Source organism: Faecalibacterium sp. AF10-46 (assembly GCF_003604105.1).
In the GTDB taxonomy this organism is placed as follows: Bacteria; Bacillota; Clostridia; order Oscillospirales; family Ruminococcaceae; genus Faecalibacterium; species Faecalibacterium taiwanense.
In genome coordinates this window covers 470,503-491,897 of record NZ_QVGY01000001.1, presented here as the reverse complement: position 1 = coordinate 491,897, position 21,395 = coordinate 470,503, and the positions used below count along the sequence as shown (strand labels likewise).

Below are 21,395 nucleotides of genomic sequence, written 5' to 3'. Positions count from 1 at the left end.
GTGTATTGTACTCATCTTGACCCGAAAAATCAAGACCTTTTTTGCTTCTTTTTGTTAAGAATTTATGACAGATGAAAAAATCAGCCGTACAGCGAAAAAGAGACAGCTTTCTTCTTGGACAAAAAAGCTGTCTCTTCTTCTGGTTTTTCATGTTCGGTCTGCACTCTGTGCCGTCCTCTGCGCTGCAAAGCGCTCAAAAGCAGGCTTTGGCAGAAGGATGCGCCCTGCCAGCGGCTGTACCTGTACAGTGATCTGTTCCTTGGGTGCGCATTCACCGTCTGCCGTGGCAACGATCGGCCCGCGGCCATCCGCAGCGCGCAGGCTCACCTGCTTTGCGCGGCGGTAAATGAAGTACGGCTCTGCAGCCCTGACGAGCTGACCGTTCTGGAAGTGCTTGCCGCTCTTGTACATTCCCAGCAGCTTTGCAATGGTCACGCGGCTCACCTTGCGGATGATATATACATCCAGCCAACCATCGTCGGGCTGTGCTTCCGGCGCTGCATAGAAACCGCCGCCATAGGTGCGGCCATTGCAGATGGCACACATCAGGCAGTCCACATCCAGCGTTTCACCATCGATGGTGTACTCCACCCTGCGGCCGATGTGTCCGCACAGCTGTTCCACAATGGAAAGCACATAGGCCATCTCGCCGCCGCACAGCGGGATGCGCCGGAACTTCGGGATGCCGTAGGCAACCTGCGCATCCAGACCGGCAGCGCAGATGGTGGCCGAAAGGCCAAGGCTGGTCTGCATCAGATCGATGCTCACCGGCCCACCGGCCAGCTGGGCATCCAGATCCAGAAACTCTTCCTTTGTACCAAAGGTGCGCAGAAAATCGTTGCCGCTGCCAAAGGGCAGACAGCCCACGGCTGCATTTGCATAGCCATAGATCCCGGTGAGCGCTTCGTTGAAGGTACCGTCGCCGCCGGCAGTGAAGACCCGCAGTTCTTCCCCGCTCTGCCGGGCCTGCTGCGCAGCGGCATTGGCCAGCTCCCGGGCATGACCGGCGTGATTTGTGACCTGAATGGCATATTCTTCCGGCGCAAGCCCTGCACGCGCGGCGGCAGCATTGATCTGCTGCGGCAGCGTACGGGTGCAATCGGCCTTACCGGCAGTTGGGTTCAAAAGAAACAATGTGCGCATGGACTTCCTCCTGCAATTCTGTTGCTTCTATGATAACAGAAAACCAAAAGGATGCAAGAGCCAATCTCACAATGTCCCTGCCCCGTACGCACAAAAAAGGAGCGGATGTCTCCGCTCCCTTCGGGGGGATGTTTACTGTTTGGGGAATGCCTTATTCCATGTCTGGATGACCTTGAATTTCGGGGTCCATCTGTCGGGATCGAAATCCGCATCCAAATAGCCCTGCTCCACGCACCACTGTGCAGCTTTGGCTGTTTCGGGGTCCGTCATATTGGCAAAGGCAGAAGCATTTTCCGGTTCCGGAAAACCCGCCGTCTGCCAGACCAGTTTTGCCAGCTGGGCCTGATTTTGGGGGATCGCCGCGCCCTCGGGCAGAAGATCCTGCAGCATCAGTTCCGTGATGATGGTGTAGCCGCCAAAGACAGCAGCACCCGCAACAGCTGCTGCCACAAGAGCCCCTGCGGCATCGGAGCTGTCGCCGCCCGCACTGGAATCATCCGGGATGGGGTCCGAGATGTCAGGGATGATGGTCAGGCTCTCGTTCAGGCTTACGGCGGCATTTTCATAAGCAGGCGTTTCTTCCAGTTCTTCGCCGTCCAGCACCACAGTGTATCCCGCGCCTTCGGCCTGCTTATAGGTCAGTTTCAGTTCCAGAGGAGAGTTCCCGGTATTATTTTTCAGTCTCAGCGTACCGGCGCAATCCACATTCAGGTCTGTTCTCCTCTCCTGGGAATCAATATCGATGCTTACATTGTTTGCACCGGAAATATGGACGGAATTTCCCAGTTTACCTTTGACCTTGATGTTCGGATTTTCGTTGCCTTTGAAATCCACCGGAATCTCAAGATCGCCCTTAAGATCGACCGTGTATGTCTTGCTTGCAGAGTCATAGGAAACGGTCATGTTTGACATGCCAGCCGGATCCTGCGGAGTATTATCCGGGGTAAGCAAACCGCTATGGGTGTAATATTCCCAGAACACCGTCGGTTCGCTGCCGGTGTAAAGTTCCCAATTTGCCGTCACTTCCACCGCATGGTCTGGCATGGTAAAGAAAAAGGCCGTTTTTGTCGGGTCACCGATAGTTTCTACGTCAGCCGGAAAAAGCCAACGGTTGAATTTCAAGCCCTTTTCTGGCCGGGAGGTTTTCACCCATACAGTTTCACCTTTGTAAAAGGTCGTGTTATTCTCAGAGTCCTCGAGTTTTCCTCCATGCACTGTTACCGGGTAGGCAGGTGCTTTCCGGACGCTGATATAAGCTTCCGAAGGCTCCCAACTGCACGATACGTAATGATGACCGATACGGCTTTTAAACTGTTCCGTTTCTCTGTTGCTGCCGACATAAATCGCCTTTTCGCCACTACTAGAAGAAACGCAGACCGATATCCAATCACCGATCGCCTTGCCACCCTCACCCGTTGCGATCAGGGTCAGATCACCGCTGATATCGTCAATATCTGCTTGATCTGCCACCATGGTTTCACCGGTTATGGTCACGTTGTGTGCACCGGCCACGGTCAGGTTTCCGCCGACAGCTGCACCGCTTGCTGTTTCCATCACTACATCAACATCGCCCGCAGCGGTGGGGACATTGATCATCAGATTGCCGGCAACTGCCTGCAGGATCGTCAGGGTGCTGACATCCGTGCCGCCTGTAAACCGAATCCGGATATTATCGACCACGGTACTGTTGACAAGCACCCTCTGGCCGTTGACGGTGATACCGGTATCTCGCCCTTCGTCTTCCTCGCTCAAAGCGGCAGTACCGTTCGTCAAACTTACCATATCTGCCACAGCGGCATTGCCCGTTCCGTCCGGGGCCGCAGCCAATGTTGGCAGTGTCACCGACAGTATCATGGCCGAGGCCACAACTGCCGCCGAAGCGCGCTGGATAAGCTTGTGCAGTTTCATACAGTTTTCTCCTTTTTATTCCGTTTTATTTACGGGGGGGGGTATGCTTTGAGGGAAGTATACCATATTTTTGCAAAAAGTAGAACAAAACCTGCGTGAATCGCGCCAAAAGCTGCGTGAATCGCTTCCGCCCGCCCCCTGCAGACAAAAAAATACCGCCCCGGGTCTTGTAACTCAGGGCGGTCCTTTTTGAGCTTCCGATGCTTTAAAGTGTTGCGGTTTCGTCCTCCCGCAGGACGATAGCACCATCCGCCGAGCAGTCCGCTGTCCAGTGCTGGCCCACGCAGGCCGTGCCGGATGCGATCTGATCCGCAAGTGCCTGCTCCACTGCCCTGTCCACTGCGCGGCGCAGTTCTCTGGCCCCGTAGGCAGAGCGGGCCTTTGCTGCCAGCGCCTGCCCTACCCGCGGTGTGTGATGCAGCTGGTAGCCGCTGCGGGCGGCACGCTGCTCCAGCTGGCACAGCATTTTTTCGGCAATGGCGCACAGGCTGTCGTCGGCCAGCGGACGGAATACGATCATCTCGTCCAGACGGCCTGCCAGCTCTGGCCGAAACCACTTTTTTGCCTCCTCAATGGCCTGCGCAGACTGCTTTTCAAACACGGCTTCGCTGCCCGCCGCAAAGCCCAGCGGCGTGCTCTGACCCGCCAAAAAACGTGCGCCGAGGTTTGAGGTGAGCAGTACGATGGTGTTGCGGAAATCCGCCTTGCGGCCCATGGCATCGGTCAGCTGGCCATCTTCCAGTATCTGCAAAAGGATGTTTTGAATGTCCGGGTGTGCCTTTTCGATCTCGTCAAACAGCACCACACTGTAAGGGCGGCGGCGCACTGCTTCGGTCAGCTGTCCGCCCTCGTCATGGCCCAGATAGCCCGGCGGCGCACCCAGCAGCCGGGCAGCGGTGTGCTGCTCCTGATACTCCGACATATCAAATTTGAGCAGGGCTTTTTCGCTGCCGAACCAGCTGACCGCCAGCGCCCGGGCAAGAGCCGTTTTGCCCACTCCCGTGGGGCCAAGAAACAGCATGGCACCCATGGGCCGGCCCGGCTCGCCAAGACCGGTGCGGCTGCGCCGGATGGCACCTGCCACTGCAGCCACAGCCCGGCTCTGGCCCACGATCTCGGCGTTGAGACGTTCTTCCAGCTTGTCCAGTCGTTCCCGCTCCTGCTCACCTACCCGCTCCACCGGCACACCGCTGGCCTGCGCCACCACATGGGCGATATCGTCCGGCATCAGCGTGGGCTTTGACTGCTTTGCCTGCTCGGCCCGGATGCGTGCCGCCGCACAGGCTTCGTCCACAAGGTCGATGGCCTTATCCGGCAGAAAGCGCCCCGGCAGATACCGCACCGAAAGCTCCACCGCAGCCTGCAGCGCTTCCGGCGGAAGGCAGACATTGTGGTAGTGCTCATAGCGCGGCGCAAGCCCGTTGAGGATATCCAGCGCCTGCGCAGGCGTAGGCTCCTCTACCTGCACCTTGCCGAAACGGCGTTCCAGTGCGGCATCCTTCTGGATGTGGGTGCGGAACTCTTCGGTAGTGGTGGCACCGATAATTTGTATCTCGCCCCGGGCCAGCACCGGTTTTAAGATGCTGGCTGCATCGATGGCACCCTCCGCTGCACCGGCACCCACGATGGTGTGGAACTCATCTACGAACAGGATAGAGTTGCCGTCCCGCACCAGCTCTTCCAGCAGGTTCTTGAACCGCTCCTCAAAGTCACCGCGGTATTTGGTGCCCGCCACAAGGCTGGCCATATCCAGTGCCAGCAGACGGCGACCCTTGAGCGCACGGGGCACACGATCCGTGGCAATGCGCTGGGCCAGTCCTTCGGCAAGGGCGGTCTTGCCCACGCCCGGCTCCCCCACAAGGCAGGGGTTGTTCTTCTGACGGCGGCATAAGATCTCCACCATGCGGTCCAGCTCTGCTTCCCGGCAGAACACCGGGTCCAGTTCCCGTTCCGCAGCACGGCGGGTCAGATCCCGGCAGTACTTATCACTGGCGCGGCTGCCGCGCGGCGCACTGACCGTGGCCCGCGTCTGATACGGCAGTACGAACTGCCCGGACAGCTGGCGGCATTCCCGCACGGCATCTGTGAGCTGCACGCCCATGGATGCCAGCAGGATGCCTGCTGTGCAGCCGTCATCCTCCAGCATGGCGCAGAGCAGATGCTCCGGCTCGGCCCGGTTCAGGTGCGCGTTCTGTGCCCCGATGATGGCGTAATCCATGGTGCGCTTGAGGTCCGGCGCAAGAGCGTAGCGATCCAGATGCAAAGCCGGTGCGCGGCGGCTCTCGGCCAGCTGACGGCGCACCTCCGGTTCCCGGATCTGCTTGCCCTCCAGAAACCGTGCTGCCGCCCCGTGATCCTGCTGCAGGATCGCCAGCAGCAGGTGGCCGGTATCGGCTTTTTCGCAGCCAAGGTTCCCGGCAAGCTCCACCGCACTGCGCAGCAGCTGATCCGACTCGTGCGAAAAGCCCTTGTACCCGCCAAAGCCAAGTTTTTCCCAAATACTCATTTGCCCGCTCCTTGCTGATGAAATTCGTTTTCACAAGAAGTATAGCCCCGAAGCACAGAAAAAAAACATCTCTTTCTGTCGGGATGGGAAAACAAAAAGGAGATACCCGCAGGCATCTCCCCTTCGCTGTTTGATTTTTTCAGTCCATTTCGGCCAGAGCCTTTTTCAGGTTCTTGGCGATCTGATCCGGGCAGCTGGTATTGCGGAAACCGCAGAGCGTGCCCTCCATGCGGTCGATCACATCTTCGGCCTTCATGCCCTTGACCAGACGGCAGATGCCCTTCAGGTTGCCGTTGCAGCCGCCAATGACCTCCATGGACGCAATGGTGTGGTCATCGTTCAGCACAAAGTTGGTCTGCTTGGAACAGGTGCCGCTGTTCGGGAAGCTGAATTCCTTGCTCATAGTTCAAAATCCTCTCTTTTTGACAGAAATCCCGACGAAGATCGTCTGCTTCTATTATAGAGCAGCGTGCCGGAATGTCAATGTGACCGGGTCACACATCAATACCGCGGCGCTTGTGGGCCAGCTCCAGAATGCGGGCCACCTGATCGTCTGCCGTGGTACAGGTACCCACCGGGTGCGGCACCTTGTGGTTTGCACCGTGGAAGTCCGTACCGCCGGTATGGATCAGCCCATACTGCTCACACAGAGCAGCACACTCGGCCCTGTCCTCCGGGCTGTTGCGGGGGTGCTCCACCTCAATGCCATCGATGATGCCCTCTTTGGCAAGCTGACGCACCAGCGGCATGCTCTTGTAAACGGTCGGGTGTGCAAACACCAGCACCGCACTGGCAGCTTTCGCCGTGGCGATCACTTCCTGCACCGAGGGATATTTTACCTGATGCAGCACCACACCGCGCGGCTCCCAGCCAAAGAGATAACTGTACAGCTTGCCGTACACAGCATCGCACAGCCCCAGCTGGTGCAGCGCTTCCATAATGCCGCTTTTGAACAGCACACCGCTGTCCTTTGCATATTCCAGCGCCTGTTCCGTGCGGAACTGCGGGTACAGCGCTTCGATCTCCTTTGCGCTTTGCAGGCCGCACTCGTTGCGGCGCTGTCGCAGGATGTCGCAGTGCTCCTTCAGATCCCGGCTTTCCGGGTCCGGGAAATAGCACAGCAGGTGCACGCGATGCTTATGCTCATGGTCATAGCCGGTCAGCTCGGTGGCCGGAAGCAGGCGCACGCCGTCCTGCACAGGGTGCTCATAGCAGTAGTTTACGCTGAGCAGGGTGTCGTGGTCGGAAATGGCCATGGTGTCCAGCCCCGCCCGCGCCGCCATGAGCGGCAGGCGGTGGATGGGCACAGAGCCATCGGAACAGGTGGAATGGTTGTGAAGATCGCCGGGCATGGAAAATGAACCTCCCAAGAAAGCCAGAGAAAGGCTTCCCCCAAAGAGGAAGCCTTCTATCATATCAGTGCTTATAGAAATTGATCAGGCAGCCGTCGGCCAGGATCTTGCGCTCGTCGGCGGTCAGCGGGGCCATGTACAGGCTGAACTCTTTTGCGGTGTCGCCCAGCACATAGGCCTTGATGTCCTGCAGGTCGCCCTTGAGGGCCTCGCGGACATTCGGGATAAAGACATAGTCGCCCAGACCGAAGGGCGTTGCGCCCACCAGCTGCAACGGCAGCATGCCCCAGTTGATCAGGTTGGAGCGGTAGCGCTTGGTGGCGTACTCGGTAACGATGTTGGCACCGGCCCCCAGCACACGCTGGCAGCTGGCCGCCTGCTCACGGGCAGAACCATCGCCGGGCTTGACGGCAAAGATGGTGGATGCGATCTGCACATCGTTCCAAGTCAGGTTTTCGCAGCCGGGCACCTTGTGCAGCTGGGCCAGCACCTCGGCGCTGCCCTCGCCTGCACGGCGGGCCTTTTCTTCGGCCTGCACGGCCTTGGCACGGCCCACATACTCCGGGTCCTTGCGGCTGAGGGTGAACTCGGCCAGGCCCAGAGGATTGGAACGGTAAGACGAAGTCTCACCGGAGGGGATCAGCTCATCGGTGGTGGTGACAGGGTCGGTGATGTAAGATGCCACCTTCAGCAGCAGGTTATCGCCCAGCGGTGCAATTTCGGGCCAGTCCTTGATGTTGGGGCCAAGCTTGAGCAGGGCATCGTAATCGCCCTTGCCAAAGCCCTGATACACGCGGGTATCGTAGCTGGAAGGATCGTACTGATACTCCGGCACGGTGGGATCATAGTCGATATCGGTAGCCGGGGTCAGAATGCCGCCGTTGGCCGTGGTGGCCGCAATGCTGCGGGCATCCATCAGTGCCACACCGGAAAGCTGGCCGTTGCCGGGCTTGGAGCCTTCGCGGCTGGGGAAGTTGCGGGTGGTATGGCGGATAGACAGCGCGCCGTTGGCGGGCACGTCGCCTGCGCCGAAGCAGGGGCCGCAGAACGCAGTGCGGACGGTGGCACCGCTGGCCATCAGGTCGTGGATGACTCCGGTGCGCACCAGTTCCATCATGATGGGCTGGCTGCCGGGATACACGCTCAGGGCGTAGTCACCGCAGCCGCCGGTGTGGCCCTTGAGGATGGAGGCAGCTTCATAAATGCTGTCGTACAGACCGCCTGCGCAGCCTGCGATCACGCCCTGATCCACACGCAGTTTACCGTTCTCGATCTTGCTGCACAGGTCAAGGCTGACATCCTTGCGGCCGATCAGCTTCTGCACATCCTGCTCGCAGGCATGGAGAATATCCTCAAGGTTTGCGTTCAGCTCTTCAATGGTAAATGCATTGGAGGGATGCATGGGCAGTGCGATCATGGGGCGGATGGCAGAAAGGTCTACCTCTACCACACCGTCGTAATAAGCAAGGTCGGCCGGAGCCAGCTTCTTATAGTCGGCGGCACGGCCATGCACTGCAAGGAATTTCTGCGTCGTTTCGTCTGTTTCCCAGATGGAGGACAGGCAGGTGGTCTCGGTGGTCATGGCATCGATGGCGTTGCGGGTATCCTGACGCAGGGACGCAACGCCGGGGCCGACAAACTCCATCACCTTGTTCTTGACGTATCCGCTCTTGAACAGCTTGCCCACCAGCGCAATGGCCACATCGTGCGGGCCGCAGCCTGCAGGCAGAGAGCCGGTGAGATAAATTGCAACAACACCCGGACGGGCCACATCGTAGGTGCGGCCCAGCAGCTGCTTTGCCAGCTCGCCGCCGCCCTCACCAATGGCCATGGTGCCCAGAGCACCGTAGCGGGTGTGGGAGTCCGAGCCAAGGATCATCTTGCCGCAGCCCGCAAACTTTTCGCGCATGTACTGGTGGATGACCGCCAGATGCGGGGGCACAAAAATGCCGCCGTATTTTTTGGCGGCGGACAGGCCGAAGCGGTGGTCGTCCTCATTGATGGTGCCGCCCACGGCGCAAAGGCTGTTGTGGCAGTTGGTGAGCACATACGGAATGGGGAATTTCTCCAGACCGGACGCACGGGCCGTCTGGATGATGCCCACAAAGGTGATGTCATGGCTGGCCATGGCATCGAACTTGATCTTCAGGTTTTCGGCATCGCCGCTGGTGTTGTGGGCCTGCAGAATGCTGTAGGCCATGGTGCCGGTCTTTGCGTTCTCGATGGCTGCGGCATCAAAGCCCTTTGCTGCCAGTGCGGCGCTTGCTTCGCCGTCTGCAGGCACCCATTCACCGCGGGCATAGTATGCGCCGCCGGTGCTGCACTTGATCATATCCAACATCTCGATTCGCCTCTCTTTTTGTATTTCCCGCCCGCCCTATCTTGCGGGCACTGCCCCAGCAGAGCGGTACGCTGCCCGCTCTGCCCTCTTCTGCCGCGCTGCCAAAGCACGCGGCTACGGCCCGGAAAACCGTATCTGAAGGTTATTATACCATGAAACCACGGAAAGAAAAAGCACTTTTTACAAATGAATCGTGAACGGAGGATGAAGAGACGGGCTCCGTGCTTTTTCTTGACAAAGAAGCCATTCTATTGTATTATTATTAGCGTTGTATGCCGCTGTGGTGAAATTGGCAGACACGAGGGACTTAAAATCCCTTTCTGGAGACAGAGTACGGGTTCGACCCCCGTCGGCGGCATAAAAAGACCCCCCAAGCTTACGCTTGAGGGGCTTTTTATTTTGCTTATTTTACACCTTGCCGCCGTGCAGCTCTGCATACATCTTGGAACGGCACTCGGCCACAGCCGGGGTCATGTTCACATAGTGCTTATGCGGGCACTCCAGACGCAGCTCGCTCTCCCAGGTCTCCTCGGTGAGCTGCTTTGCAATGTAGGCCTTCTTCTCTGCGATCGAAGGCAGCTCAATGGCCAGCTGACCCTTCAGCACATGCGGCACCAGCAGCTTTTTGACCTTGGTGGGGGTAATGGTGACGGTGCGCTCGATGGCATCGGAGTCCAGATTGACCATCGTGACGGGCTTGCCCGCTTCGATGACTTCATCATCCATGGCGATCAGGTCACACTGGGCCTGACCATTTTCATCGTAGAGGCGCCACGGCATCTTCTTGCCCGGAATGATGGCCTTGCTGGCGGAATCCGAGCACTTCATCTTGGGAGTGTAGCTGCCGTCCGGCTGCTTGACCGCCACCAGCTTGTACACCCCGCCGAACACGGGGTCGGAAGCAGAGGTGATCAGGTTTTCGCCCACGCCGTAGGAGTCAAAATGAGCGTGCTCATACAGCTCCATGTTGGCGATCTTCTTTTCGTCCAGACCATTGGAAGCCACCAGCTTGATGTAAGGCTTACCGGCCGCATCCAGTGCCTTGCGCAGGCGCTTGGAGCCGCGGGCCAGGTCGCCGGAGTCGATACGGGCGCTCTTGACGCGGCGGTTCGGGTCGTTGGGGTATTTTTCGATGAGGTAATCGTCCAGTTTAATGAGGTTGGGCAGACCGCTCTCCATGATATTATAGGTGTCCAGCAGCAGACTGACCGAATCCGGGTAGGTATCGGCAAAGGCTTTGAAGGCATCAAACTCCGTGGGGAAGAACTCGATGAAGCTGTGCGCTACGGTGCCCACCGCCTTGACCTCCGCGCCGAACTTCATCTCTGCCAAACAGTTGGCAGTGCCCACGCAGCCGCCCAGAACAGCAGCATATGCACCATCGTTGCCAGCGCTTTCGCCCTGCGCACGGCGGGTGCCGAATTCCATCACGCTGCGGGGCGTGTGGGTGTTCAGGCCGGTGACGCGGGTAGCCTTGGTGGCGATCAGACTGTGGAAGTTCATGGTCTGCAGCAGGTAGGTCTCGATCAGAATTGCGCCCACGAGGTCGCACTCGATGCGCACCATCTGCACATGCGGGTATGCCACCGTGCCCTCGGGCAGAGCGTACATGTCGCCCTTCCACTGATAGGTGCGCAGATACTCGCAGAATTCCTCACTCATGCCCTTGGTGCGCAGCCACCAGATATCCTGTGCATTGAAGTGGTAGTTCAGCAGGAAGCGGGTCAGCTTGCGCTGGCCGGCGCTGATGGAGTAGCCCTGAGCATCCGGGTTCTTGCGGAAGAACATATCAAACACCAGCGTGGTGTCCTTGAATCCGTGCAGGAACAGGCAGTTTGCCATTGTAAATTCATAAAAATCCACGACCATTGCGGGGTTGTCGTAGTCCTCATCTGGAATATAAGGCACAACCTTGATTTCGTCCATGAATAGTATCCTCTCTTCTTTACACCCGGCAAAGGCTCCTTGCTGTCCCCTGCCGTTCTGACCTGTGGGAAGGTTTGCGCGCCTGCCTGTCTTGACAGTGCGTTTCTATCATGATATCACCAAACGCAGAGCGGTGCAAGCATTTTTGGAAAATCCCGGTCGATTTCCGGTAAGAAAAAGCCGCCCATGCACAAACAGCACAGGCGGCTTTCAGAACAAACGTGTTAGCCGTTGATGATATTGGGGGTAGCATTCTTCAGCACAACGTCGTGGCTGCCGCCCTCAACGATGGAGGTAGAGGAAACCACGGTCAGCTTTGCTTTCTGCTGCAGCTCCGGGATGGACAGAGCACCGCAGTTGCACATGGTGCTCTTGACCTTGTACAGAGTGGTCTGCACACCGTCAGCCAGAGGACCGGCATAGGGCACGTAGCTGTCCACGCCTTCCTCAAAACTCAGCTTGCTGGAACCGCCCAGATCGTAGCGCTGCCAGTTGCGGGCACGGTTGGAGCCTTCGCCCCAGTACTCCTTCATATACTGGCCGTTGATGCGCACCTTATTCGTGGGGCTTTCGTCAAAGCGGGCAAAGTAGCGGCCCAGCATCACAAAATCCGCACCCATGGCCAGTGCCAGCGTGATGTGGTAATCGTGGACGATGCCGCCGTCGGAGCAGATGGGCACGTAGATGCCGGTTTCCTTATAGTACTCATCGCGGGCCTTTGCCACCTCGATGACAGCGGTAGCCTGACCACGGCCGATGCCCTTGGTCTCGCGGGTGATGCAGATAGAACCGCCGCCAATGCCGATCTTCACGAAGTCTGCACCAGCCTCGGCCAGGAAGCGGAAGCCCTCGGCATCCACAACGTTGCCTGCGCCCACCTTGACGGTATCGCCGTAGTGCTCACGGATCCAGCCGATGGTGCGGCTCTGCCACTCGGAGTAACCCTCGGAAGAGTCGATGCACAGCACATCCACACCGGCATCCACCAGTGCGGGCACGCGCTCAGCGTAATCGCGGGTGTTGATGCCAGCACCCACCACATAGCTCTTGTTCTTATCCAGCAGTTCGTTGGCGTTCTTCTTGTGGGAATCGTAGTCCTTACGGAACACCATATACTTCAGGTTGCCCTCGGCATCCACCAGAGGCAGGGTGTTGATCTTGTTATCCCAGATGATGTTGTTGCAGTCGTGCAGGGAGGTGTTCTCCGGTGCAGTGACCAGCTTTTCAATGGGAGTCATGAAGGTGGTGACAGAGGCATCATCCGGAGTGTGGTTGATGCGGTAGTCACGAGATGCAACAATGCCCAGCAGCTTGCCGCTCGGAGTGCCATCGGCAGTGATGGCAATGGTGGAGTGGCCGGTGCGTGCCTTCAGCTCCAGCACATCGTGCAGGGTGGCAGTGGGGGCCAGGTTGGAATCGGACACGACATAACCGGCCTTGAAGCTCTTGACGCGGCGCACCATGGCAGCCTCGTTCTCAATGCTCTGAGAGCCGTAGATGAAGGACACGCCGCCCTGACGGGCCAGTGCAATGGCCAGCTTATCGCCAGAGACCGCCTGCATGATGGCGCTGATCATGGGAATATTCATCTGCAGGGGGCACTCCTCCTCGCCCTTGCGGTACTTGACCAGCGGGGTCTTGAGGCTGACAGCTGTGGGGATATTCTCTGCAGAGGAATAGCCGGGGATCAGCAGATATTCACCGAAAGTGCGGGAAGGTTCTTTATAGAAATAAGCCATGTTCAAACTCCTTTTCTCTTAACGCATCAACATCAATCGGATTCATGTTTGCAACCTGTAAATTGATTGTATATACTGTACCACAAAGCCAGCCGGAATACAAACCCCCGCCGCGCCAAACTTTGTAAATGTCCTTTGCAGAAAAACAGGCAAATTGCCCACCAAAATGGCGTAAGGTCATACTTTCCCGCATGAGAAGCCGGTTTTTGCGTGATTTATGGATGCAAAAAAGCTCGTCCAGAACGGACGAGCTTTTTTGCACACGAAGCGGGATACCGCCTGTGCGGCACATGGATCACGACTGTGAAGGAGAACAGCCGGAGGAGGAGAACCTGTGCCCGATATCCCAAAAAACAAGAAGAAAAAGATTTCACACTCAGCAGGGTCGTTCACCCTTGCTGTAACCATATTGTAACTCTTTTGAAACCATTTTGCAATAGGGTTTTGTAATTTTTCTGTAATTTCTTTTGTTAACTTTTTGTAGACACATACAAAACCCCTGCCAGAGAATTTCCGGCAAGGGCTTTGCAGATCATTATTTATTTTCTTAATAGCACTTTTTGCAAGCAGTGAAGCCTTCCGCTTTTGCTTTCGATAATGTAACCTTTTCCGGGTCTTTCATATTGCTGCAGGTAGACTTGCTGTGATATTTTTTGCCGCCGTGCGTTGGGACCCAGACCATCTGCTCCGTCTTTTTGCCGGCAGAAATGGTCTGAACGGCTGCAGTGGACGGCTTGCAGGCCGCAGTCTGTACACTGGCGGCAGATGCCGCCGGGCACAGCAGGCTGAAGCACAGTACCAGAACGGCCGCAAGGACTCGGAGATGTTTTTTCATTTGTTTTATCCTCCTTTGGACAACGAGAAGATCCTTCTAATAAAAGAGTACTCCCTGTTCCTCAGAGGATGCAATTCTCAAAATGCGCCGTTTTTTCTGCACAGGTGACGTTTTTTGCATTGCTCGCTTATTTTCAGCTAAAAGCGGCGCAGCGGTTCTCTTGAGAGATCAACGATTTACACGTTTGTCTTTCCCACCTCCAGATAGCACTCAAAGCTGGTCTGGCCGTTGTGCTTTCCGATCACATACCAGCCATCCGCCGAAGGGGCATAAAACACCTCTGCCGTTTCTCCCATCGGGATCTCGCGGTGGTAGTTGATAGAAGCAAAGGTCACGGGGCCTTTGCGCATCACTTCCAGCGGCAGCGCATCGCAGACAAGGTCCAGATAGAATGCGTTGTTCAAATGGCCGTTCAGATCGCACTGGGAATAATGCACCGTCCACTCCCCTGCGCTGGTCAGACCATCTTTGCACTTGTGCAGCTGCAAAGGCAGCTCGTCCTCCACCGTATCGTTCCAGAAATTCTCCACCGTCCAGCCCGGCTCCCGCAGGATACGGCCCTCGGCAAGGCTTGCCACGATCCAGCGGCAGTCCACCATAGCCACCTCTTTGCCCTCGGCATCGGTCAGGGTGGTGATGCGTTTGACGGAACCGTGTTTGCTGACCTGCGCCCGGGAGGTAAGGGTCAGCGTTTCGGCACGCTGCGGCACACGGTCAAATTTCAGGGCCTGCTTGCCCACCAGAAAGGTCACACCGCGATCTTTGAAGAACTGGTCATCCATCCCAAAGGCGCGGGCGTGGTCTGTCGAAATCTGCTCCACATAGCGCAGCAGGGCGCTGGGCTTGAGCAGACTGCGGAAGTCAGCATCTGCGTTCATGACTGTCATGGTCTCGGTGTAAAAGAACTGTTCCATGGTTTTTCCTTTCTATAAAAAGAGACCACTGCACGTTGTTCTGTGCAGCAGCCTCCTTTGCGTTTAATACTGATTGCGGTTGCGCCTGCGGACCTTGCGCCAGATGTTGAAGCAGGCCAGCGCTACCATGGCTGCCAGCAGCGCAAGGAACAGCAGACTGCTGCCACCCTCGTCGTAGCTCTTCATTTCGCTCCACTTCACGTCCAGCTCGCTGTTCACATCGTCGCTCAGGGCAGTGAACACCTTTTCCTTGGCGGCTTTCTCTTCGGACGGATAAGCGATCTCGCTCTCCTTCAGATCCTCGTCCAGCACCTCCCACACATCCTGCATGGGGGTGGTGTAGCCGATGTACTCGGCGTTTGCCTTGCCGATGTCCGTCTCACACATGAAGTTGATGAACATTTCCGCAGCTTCCTGATGTTCACTGGCAGCAGGAATGGTCATGCAGTCCACGGAAAGCACGCTGCCTTCCTCCGGGAACACCCATGCAAGGTCGGGATTATCGTCGATCATGGTGATGGCATCGCCGGAGTAGTACACACCGACGGCTGCCTCGCCGCCGATCATCTTATCAAAGATCTCGTCCATGACGTAGGCCTGCACCAGCGGTTTCTGAGCCTTCAGCTCTTCCACCACCTCATCCACCTCTTCGGTGGACTGCGGGTTGATATCGTGGCCGCTCTTAAAAGCAGCAATGGCGTAGGCATCGCGGCTGTTGTTGAACATCAGGATATTGCCTGCGTACTGCTCGTCCCACAGGTCGGCCCAGCTGGTGGGCGCTTTGTCCACCATGGTGGTGTTATAAATGATGCCGGTGGTGCAGAGCATATAGGGCACGGTGTAGGCATTCTGCGGATCGTAATCCGGATCCACGTATTCCTGATCGATCTTTTTGAAGTTCGGGATATTGTCGTAGTTCAGAGGCTTGAGCATCCCCTCGGCGATCATTTTTGCCACCATGTAATCCGACGGAATGACCACATCGTAGTTGGCTGCGCCGGACTTGAGCTTTGCGTACATGGACTCGTTGGAGTCGAAGGTGGTGTAGTTCACCTTGATGCCGGTGAGCTTTTCAAAGGCCGCCACCACGTCCACGCTGTTGTCCGAGCCATTGGAGATGTACTCGCCCCAGTTATAGACATTGATGGCCATGTTCTGGCCCTTGAAGCGGGTCCAGTCGTAATCGTCCGACACCGAGACATCCTCGGTCACCTCAATGGTGCCGGCGGCAAAGGCGGGCATTGCACAGCAGACCGTCATTGCCAGCGCCAGCAGCAGCACAGAAAAACGTTTCATCACACGCCCTCCCCTCTCAGCGCCTTCTGGTCGCGGCGGTAGCTGCGGCTCTCCATTGCGTTGGAGATCAGAATGATGCACAGAATGACCACGAACATGATGGTGGACAGTGCATAGATCTCCGGGCTGACCTTTTTACGGGTCATGGAGTAGATGGCGATGGGCAGCGTTTCCACCGTGCCGCAGTTGAAATAGGAGATCATGAAGTCGTCGATGGAATAGGTCAGGCAGATGAGGAATGCCGACAGGATGGCCGGGCTGATCTCCGGCAGGATGACCTTGAAGAAGGCCTGCCTGGGGTCGCAGCCAAGGTCGAGCGCTGCCTCATACAGCTTGATATCCAATTGCTTGAGCTTGGGCGTGACGTTGAAGATGACATACGGCACATTGAACGCAATATGCGCAATGAGCAGCGTCGGGAAGCCCATGATGGTATCCGGTAGCCAGGAGACACCCCCGGCAAAGCGCTGGTAGGCCACGAACAGCAGCATGAGCGAAATGCCGGTAATGATCTCCGGGTTGACCACCGGGATATAGGTGATGTTGGTGACGACAAGGCGGCTCCCGCGGCCCATGGACGCAATGCCCAGACTTGCCGCTGTACCCAGCACAGTGGCAATGACCGCAGAGATCAGAGCCACTTCCAGCGAGACCAGCAGCGCATGCAGGATGGAGGAGTTGTGCAGCAGGCTGGAGTACCACTTGAGGGTAAAGCCGGTGAAGAGCGAATAGCCCTTGGACTGGTTGAAGCTGAATACGATCATGTATGCAATGGGCAGGTACATGAAGCAGAAAAACAGCACGATATAGACGCGCTGCATCAGGCGCAGATGTTTCGTTTTCATCAGGACACGCCCTCCATTTCATCTTCATCAAAGCTGGAGGTGAAGCTCATGCACAGCAGCACAATGATCATCAGCACAAGGCTCATGGCAGAACCCACGTTCAGGTTGTAGCTGTTGCCCAGAAACTGCATCTCGATCAGATCGCCAATGAGCAGGTTGGAGCCGCCGCCCAGCATACGGCTGATAACAAAGGTGGACACCGCCGGGACGAACACCATGGTGATGCCGGTGCTGATGCCGGGCACGCTCATGGGGATGAGCACCCGGAGAAGGGTCTTGGTGGTGGAAGCGCCCAGATCCTGCGCAGCTTCCACTAGGCTCTGGTCGATCTTGGTCATGCTGGTGTACAGCGGCAGGATCATATAGGGCACATAGTTATACACCATGCCCAGCACCACCGCGCCGGAGGTGTTGAGCATGTTATAGGGGCCAAGGCCGAACACGCCCAGAACAGCGTTCACCGGGCCGTTGATGCTGAGCAGGCCCATCCATGCGTAGGTGCGCAGCAGAAAGTTCATCCACATGGGCAGCATGACCAGCATGAGCATGATGTGCTGCTTGTTCACCCGCAGGCGGGAAAGAAAATAGCCCACCGGGAACGCAATGACCAGACAAATGACCGTGGCAATGAGGGCCAGCAGCAGGCTGCGGGCAAACACCGAGCCGTAGCCGCTGATGGAGGTGAGGTTATCCAGCGTGAAAGCTCCGTTTGCATCCGTAAATGCATAGTACACCACGATGATCAAAGGCACCACTGTGAACAGCGTCATCCATACAAAGTACGGATAGGCCAGCTTTTTATCGTAAATCTTCATCATTGCGGCTCACCCCTCTGAACGCGCCATAATGTGGATCTCGTTGGGGCCGATGCGCATACCAATGGTCTCACCGGGGGTGCAGGCGCGGGTGGAATGGATCAGCCATTCGCGGCCCTCGCACTCCACATGCATCTCAAAGTGGACACCCTTGAAGATGACATCGTTCACAACGCCGACAAGCTGGCCTTCCACAGGAGAGACCACCTCGATATCCTCGGGGCGCACCACGACCTGCACGCTCTGCTCACGGGCAAAGCCGCGGTCCACACAGGGGAAGTCCACGCCGGAGAAGGACACCAGAAAATCCCGGTGCATCACGCCGTCCACAATGTTGGAATCGCCAATGAAGTCTGCAACAAAGGCATTCTTCGGCTCATTGTAAATATCCTCCGGCGTGCCGATCTGCTGCACCTTGCCGCCGTTCATGACCACGACGGTATCGGACATGGTAAGGGCTTCCTCCTGATCGTGGGTAACATAAATAAAGGTAATGTTCATTTCGCGCTGCAGGCGCTTCAGCTCCAGCTGCATCTCCTTGCGCAGCTTGAGGTCCAGTGCGCCAAGGGGTTCGTCCAGCAGAAGGATCTCCGGCTCGTTCACCAGACTGCGGGCGATGGCCACGCGCTGCTGCTGGCCGCCGGACATCTGGCTGATGCTGCGGCGCTCGAAGCCTTTCAGGCCAACAACTTCCAGCATGTTGCGCACCTTGCGGCGGATGGTCTCTTCGTCCATCTTTTTGAGCCGCAGACCGAAGGCCACGTTCTCGAACACGTTCAGGTGCGGGAACAGTGCGTATTTCTGAAAAACGGTGTTCACCGGGCGCTTATAGGGCGGCACGCCGGTAATGTCCTCACCTTTCAGCAGCACTTTGCCGGAATTGGGTTCCAGAAAACCTGCAATCAGACGCAGGGTGGTGGTTTTGCCGCAGCCGGAAGGGCCCAGCAGCGTTACGAACTCTTTGTCATGGATGTCGAGGTTCAGCCCATCCAGAATGCGCTGACCGTCAAATTCCACTACGATATCCCGCAGTGAAACGATCACCGAGTTGTCCATTTTTTACTTTATCCTCCTTGTAACTCAGATACGAAAAAAGACAGGGCCATGCCCCATCCCTCGTACCAGGGCGACCCAGCCCCGCACAACATCCATGACGACCGGAGAACCTGCAAAAGCAGGCTCTTATATTGCGCAGTTATTCTGCCCTGTCTCGTCTATCTTAATCAATCTTTGCTGAAATGTCAATCACTCTGCCAATGTTTGCCGAAGCTTTACACGCCGCAACAAAAAAACATGCGCCGCAGCGGGCTTTCCGCATACGGCGCACAAAGGTTTTTATTCAGCTTTTAAGGCAGCGGCCGTTATCAGAAGGGCCTGCACAGTGTCAAGGTCAACCGCATAGACGGAACTGTCCCCCTCCACCATCATCCAGCAGCCGTCTGCATTTTCGGCGTAGTGGAGGGTCACGGTCCCATTGGCAGAGACGGCCCGCACCGTTGCAAGCGGTGCAGCAAAGCCATAGGCCGAAGGGTCGGCATCCGTGATTTGTGCGGTCACATAGCCTGCCAGAGCAGAGAGGATGCTCTGCACCTTGCTGTCGTCCAGATCGGCAGAGGGTTCATCGGCCAGCCGCCACACGGTCTGATAGGGGGTGGAATCGGCCGCACTTTCCGAGGAATCGCTCTCCGCTTCAGCAGGCTCAGAGACTGCATTCAGTGCAAGGGTGCCGCTGCCCGTCGTAATGGAAACACTTTCCAGCGCGGAGGCCGTCAGTCCCGCCGGGTTGAACGCGCCAAAAAGGTCCGCTTTGGTCAGCTCAAAGCAGGCCGCCTTGTTGCCAGAAACGGTGTACATGGCATCGTCCCCTGCCTTCTGCACGTACAGATCTCCTGTGACCGGGTTCTCGGTGCCAAAGGCAAAGGTGTTCGTCTCGCCTGCCGCCGTCACCGTGACCGTAACAGCCGGATCGGCAAGGCCATAGTCCTCGCCGGGCTGAGCCGTGAGCTGACGTTTGGCGTTCAGGGATGCCAGCGCCGTGACCATGGTATTGCAGGCAGATGCATCCAGATGATAGTCCGGGTCATCCGCCAGCGTCCAGCTGCCGGAATCGTAATTCAGGGTAAGCGTTTCGCCGCCATAGGCATACTGGATGCTGGTCACATCGCCTGCCGCAAAAGAAGAAAGCAGGATGCTGCCCTCTGCGGCGGCGCTGGAAGCAGTTTCTTCTGCGGCATTGCTGCGGCTGACAAACCACAGCAGCCCGCCCAGCACAAGCACCAGCACCAGAAGCACCGCAAGGGTGCGCTGTTTTGTTTTCATGGCAGTGCCCCCTTACCTGCGGCGGCGCAGCAGCACCACCACAGCACCTGCAATGAGCACTGCTGCGGGCAGCACGAATACGAACACCATGCCCAGCGTCATGGATGCGGAAGCCGGGACCGTGATGGGTGCAGCTTCCAGTGCTTTGGTGTCGATGAGCAGGCTCTGCCCTACCAGCGAAGCGGCACAGCCCTGCAGGAAGGTCAGGTTGCCCGGAATGGACTGGTACACCTGCTCGTTGTCCATGTTGGGGCAGCCGATCCAGATCACCTCGGCACCGATGGAGTCATTGCGCGCCCATACGGCCAGCGAGAACGGGCCGTCGGTATCGCCGGCTTCCTTTGCGGAAGAAGAGCTGGCATCAAAGTCCTGCTTGCTGTAGGCATCCTCGGTGGTGTTCAGCAGAGCTTCTGCCGTAACGCCGTCCGTCTCGGAAATGGTGATGCCCTGTGCCACCGAGAGCATCACATGGGTGCTCTGGTTCACGCCGTCCAGCGCGGTGCTTTCGTCGGCGGCCGCGTAGTCCGGGAACAACGAGTACGGGTAGCCGTACAGCGCGTGGCCCGCATCGCCCTCCACCACAAGGCCCGGCTCACGTGCAAGGCCGAACTGTGCCATCACTGCATCCAGATTGGGCGTTTCGGTATAGCCGCTGGTGGTCAGCAGCACCTTGCCGCCGTTTTCCAGATAGGCCTGCAGCTGCGCGATCTCATCCACAAGGCCGTCAGCTGCAAAATCCGAAGCGGGGTCGCTGATGATGAGCAGATCACAGTCCTCCGGGATGGTGCCGGTGAGCAGATCCAGCGGCTGGGCATCGATATTCTGCGCCTTGAGCGCCTCGGTCAGCGAGGAGGTAAGCGCCTGCTCGCCGTGGTTGGTGGTGTAGTAGGCATGACTTTCTGCTGCGGCAGTCAGCTTGTAGATGGCAGAGCTGATCTGCTTTTCGCCGCCAAAGGTCACATTGGCAGCGCCGGTGGTGTAGTAATCGGAGTAATCGTACTCGTAAAGTTCGGCAGCGTTCAGCACTTCGCTGTTCTCACCGCTGACCACGATCAGACTGCCGGTGGATGCATCCTCTGCGCCGTACTGCGCTGCAAAGGTCGGGTAAAGCGCCGGGTCCTTCTGCTCCCAGTGGAAGTGACCGCTCTCGTCGGCGTAGTGATCCAGCAGCTTGGTGATAATGGCATCCTCGCTGCCGGTCTCACAGAGATAATAAACGGTCACGTCCTGATTCAGGCTCTGCATCAGCTGCCTGGAGCTGTCGCCCAGCGTGTACATTTTGGCGGCAGAGAGGTCGAACTCGGTGTATTTTTTCGGGATGGCCCCCACAAGCAGGTTGATCAGCACGGCCAGCACGATGGCTGCTGCCAGAATGGCCGTGGAGTACAGCCCATTGCGGAACACCTTGCCGTTTGCGGAGGAAGAAAATTTGAAATTTTTCATGTTGTTCCCCTCC

Annotated in this window: 17 protein-coding genes and 1 tRNA gene; 1 reads left to right on the top strand and 17 read right to left on the bottom strand. The window is 57.4% G+C overall.

The features are described 5' to 3' along the window. Positions 1 to 147 precede the first annotated feature (147 nt). From DWV57_RS02430 to DWV57_RS02405, 6 genes are all read right to left on the bottom strand, one after another. Positions 148 to 1,143, bottom strand: a complete 996-nt coding sequence (locus DWV57_RS02430; RefSeq protein WP_120019824.1) for a YegS/Rv2252/BmrU family lipid kinase — start codon at positions 1,141 to 1,143, stop codon at positions 148 to 150. Between the two features lie 132 nt (positions 1,144 to 1,275). Further along, positions 1,276 to 3,051 (bottom strand): hypothetical protein, encoded by a 1,776-nt coding sequence (locus DWV57_RS02425; protein WP_120019823.1) that lies wholly within the window; start codon positions 3,049 to 3,051, stop codon positions 1,276 to 1,278. A gap of 205 nt (positions 3,052 to 3,256) precedes the next feature. Next, positions 3,257 to 5,557, bottom strand: coding sequence for an ATP-dependent Clp protease ATP-binding subunit (locus DWV57_RS02420; protein ID WP_120019822.1), 2,301 nt, complete (start codon positions 5,555 to 5,557; stop codon positions 3,257 to 3,259). A 139-nt stretch (positions 5,558 to 5,696) separates the two neighbouring features. Next, positions 5,697 to 5,960, bottom strand: a complete 264-nt coding sequence (locus DWV57_RS02415; RefSeq protein ID WP_005937268.1) for a TIGR03905 family TSCPD domain-containing protein — start codon at positions 5,958 to 5,960, stop codon at positions 5,697 to 5,699. A 91-nt stretch (positions 5,961 to 6,051) separates the two neighbouring features. Continuing rightward, a complete protein-coding gene (locus tag DWV57_RS02410; protein ID WP_120019821.1) occupies positions 6,052 to 6,909 on the bottom strand; it encodes a PHP domain-containing protein in 858 nt (285 codons plus the stop codon). Between the two features lie 64 nt (positions 6,910 to 6,973). Next, on the bottom strand, positions 6,974 to 9,250 hold the full coding sequence (locus DWV57_RS02405; protein ID WP_097781857.1) for a hydratase: 2,277 nt from the start codon (positions 9,248 to 9,250) through the stop codon (positions 6,974 to 6,976). 274 nt (positions 9,251 to 9,524) lie between these two features. Here DWV57_RS02405 and DWV57_RS02400 point away from each other — a divergent pair. Then, positions 9,525 to 9,608, top strand: a tRNA-Leu gene (locus DWV57_RS02400). Between the two features lie 50 nt (positions 9,609 to 9,658). On the opposite strand, the gene DWV57_RS02395 is transcribed toward DWV57_RS02400, so the two are convergent. From DWV57_RS02395 to DWV57_RS02350, 11 genes are all read right to left on the bottom strand, one after another. Next, positions 9,659 to 11,176, bottom strand: a complete 1,518-nt coding sequence (locus DWV57_RS02395) for a nicotinate phosphoribosyltransferase (RefSeq protein ID WP_120019820.1) — start codon at positions 11,174 to 11,176, stop codon at positions 9,659 to 9,661. A gap of 224 nt (positions 11,177 to 11,400) precedes the next feature. Beyond that, positions 11,401 to 12,915: an IMP dehydrogenase gene (locus DWV57_RS02390; RefSeq protein ID WP_120019819.1), complete on the bottom strand. Its 1,515-nt coding sequence runs from the start codon at positions 12,913 to 12,915 to the stop codon at positions 11,401 to 11,403. Beyond that, the gene (locus DWV57_RS14305; protein WP_133303625.1) at positions 12,899 to 13,096 is read right to left on the bottom strand and encodes a hypothetical protein; all 198 of its coding nucleotides are present in this window, start codon (positions 13,094 to 13,096) and stop codon (positions 12,899 to 12,901) included. Before DWV57_RS14305 ends, DWV57_RS02390 begins: the two co-directional genes overlap by 17 nt. A gap of 366 nt (positions 13,097 to 13,462) precedes the next feature. Beyond that, positions 13,463 to 13,750 carry a hypothetical protein gene (locus DWV57_RS02385; protein WP_005937246.1) on the bottom strand — a complete coding sequence of 96 codons (288 nt, stop codon included), beginning with the start codon at positions 13,748 to 13,750 and terminating at the stop codon, positions 13,463 to 13,465. A gap of 176 nt (positions 13,751 to 13,926) precedes the next feature. Continuing rightward, positions 13,927 to 14,664: an acyl-ACP thioesterase domain-containing protein gene (locus DWV57_RS02380; RefSeq protein ID WP_120019818.1), complete on the bottom strand. Its 738-nt coding sequence runs from the start codon at positions 14,662 to 14,664 to the stop codon at positions 13,927 to 13,929. 63 nt (positions 14,665 to 14,727) lie between these two features. Further along, entirely contained in the window at positions 14,728 to 15,960 is a 1,233-nt protein-coding gene (locus DWV57_RS02375; protein WP_120019817.1) for a spermidine/putrescine ABC transporter substrate-binding protein, read from the bottom strand. Beyond that, positions 15,960 to 16,805 (bottom strand): ABC transporter permease, encoded by an 846-nt coding sequence (locus DWV57_RS02370; RefSeq protein ID WP_120019816.1) that lies wholly within the window; start codon positions 16,803 to 16,805, stop codon positions 15,960 to 15,962. The genes DWV57_RS02375 and DWV57_RS02370 overlap by 1 nt, the downstream gene beginning before the upstream one ends. After that, on the bottom strand, positions 16,805 to 17,620 hold the full coding sequence (locus DWV57_RS02365; RefSeq protein WP_120019932.1) for an ABC transporter permease: 816 nt from the start codon (positions 17,618 to 17,620) through the stop codon (positions 16,805 to 16,807). Before DWV57_RS02365 ends, DWV57_RS02370 begins: the two co-directional genes overlap by 1 nt. 9 nt (positions 17,621 to 17,629) lie before the next feature. Beyond that, positions 17,630 to 18,676: a spermidine/putrescine ABC transporter ATP-binding protein gene (potA, locus tag DWV57_RS02360; protein WP_097774916.1), complete on the bottom strand. Its 1,047-nt coding sequence runs from the start codon at positions 18,674 to 18,676 to the stop codon at positions 17,630 to 17,632. 279 nt (positions 18,677 to 18,955) lie between these two features. Then, positions 18,956 to 19,939 carry a DUF4340 domain-containing protein gene (locus tag DWV57_RS02355; protein ID WP_120019815.1) on the bottom strand — a complete coding sequence of 328 codons (984 nt, stop codon included), beginning with the start codon at positions 19,937 to 19,939 and terminating at the stop codon, positions 18,956 to 18,958. A gap of 12 nt (positions 19,940 to 19,951) precedes the next feature. Next, positions 19,952 to 21,382 carry a Gldg family protein gene (locus tag DWV57_RS02350; protein ID WP_120019814.1) on the bottom strand — a complete coding sequence of 477 codons (1,431 nt, stop codon included), beginning with the start codon at positions 21,380 to 21,382 and terminating at the stop codon, positions 19,952 to 19,954. Positions 21,383 to 21,395 lie beyond the last annotated feature (13 nt).

What these genes read in the sequence shown, in the direction of transcription:
- DWV57_RS02430 (WP_120019824.1), bottom strand. Translation starts at nt 1,143, where the DNA reads ATGCGCACATTGTTTCTTTTGAACCCAACTGCCGGTAAGGCCGATTGC.
- DWV57_RS02425 (WP_120019823.1), bottom strand. Translation starts at nt 3,051, where the DNA reads ATGAAACTGCACAAGCTTATCCAGCGCGCTTCGGCGGCAGTTGTGGCC.
- DWV57_RS02420 (WP_120019822.1), bottom strand. Translation starts at nt 5,557, where the DNA reads ATGAGTATTTGGGAAAAACTTGGCTTTGGCGGGTACAAGGGCTTTTCG.
- DWV57_RS02415 (WP_005937268.1), bottom strand. Translation starts at nt 5,960, where the DNA reads ATGAGCAAGGAATTCAGCTTCCCGAACAGCGGCACCTGTTCCAAGCAG.
- DWV57_RS02410 (WP_120019821.1), bottom strand. Translation starts at nt 6,909, where the DNA reads ATGCCCGGCGATCTTCACAACCATTCCACCTGTTCCGATGGCTCTGTG.
- DWV57_RS02405 (WP_097781857.1), bottom strand. Translation starts at nt 9,250, where the DNA reads ATGTTGGATATGATCAAGTGCAGCACCGGCGGCGCATACTATGCCCGC.
- DWV57_RS02395 (WP_120019820.1), bottom strand. Translation starts at nt 11,176, where the DNA reads ATGGACGAAATCAAGGTTGTGCCTTATATTCCAGATGAGGACTACGAC.
- DWV57_RS02390 (WP_120019819.1), bottom strand. Translation starts at nt 12,915, where the DNA reads ATGGCTTATTTCTATAAAGAACCTTCCCGCACTTTCGGTGAATATCTG.
- DWV57_RS14305 (WP_133303625.1), bottom strand. Translation starts at nt 13,096, where the DNA reads ATGACCTTACGCCATTTTGGTGGGCAATTTGCCTGTTTTTCTGCAAAG.
- DWV57_RS02385 (WP_005937246.1), bottom strand. Translation starts at nt 13,750, where the DNA reads ATGAAAAAACATCTCCGAGTCCTTGCGGCCGTTCTGGTACTGTGCTTC.
- DWV57_RS02380 (WP_120019818.1), bottom strand. Translation starts at nt 14,664, where the DNA reads ATGGAACAGTTCTTTTACACCGAGACCATGACAGTCATGAACGCAGAT.
- DWV57_RS02375 (WP_120019817.1), bottom strand. Translation starts at nt 15,960, where the DNA reads ATGAAACGTTTTTCTGTGCTGCTGCTGGCGCTGGCAATGACGGTCTGC.
- DWV57_RS02370 (WP_120019816.1), bottom strand. Translation starts at nt 16,805, where the DNA reads ATGAAAACGAAACATCTGCGCCTGATGCAGCGCGTCTATATCGTGCTG.
- DWV57_RS02365 (WP_120019932.1), bottom strand. Translation starts at nt 17,620, where the DNA reads ATGAAGATTTACGATAAAAAGCTGGCCTATCCGTACTTTGTATGGATG.
- potA (WP_097774916.1), bottom strand. Translation starts at nt 18,676, where the DNA reads ATGGACAACTCGGTGATCGTTTCACTGCGGGATATCGTAGTGGAATTT.
- DWV57_RS02355 (WP_120019815.1), bottom strand. Translation starts at nt 19,939, where the DNA reads ATGAAAACAAAACAGCGCACCCTTGCGGTGCTTCTGGTGCTGGTGCTT.
- DWV57_RS02350 (WP_120019814.1), bottom strand. Translation starts at nt 21,382, where the DNA reads ATGAAAAATTTCAAATTTTCTTCCTCCGCAAACGGCAAGGTGTTCCGC.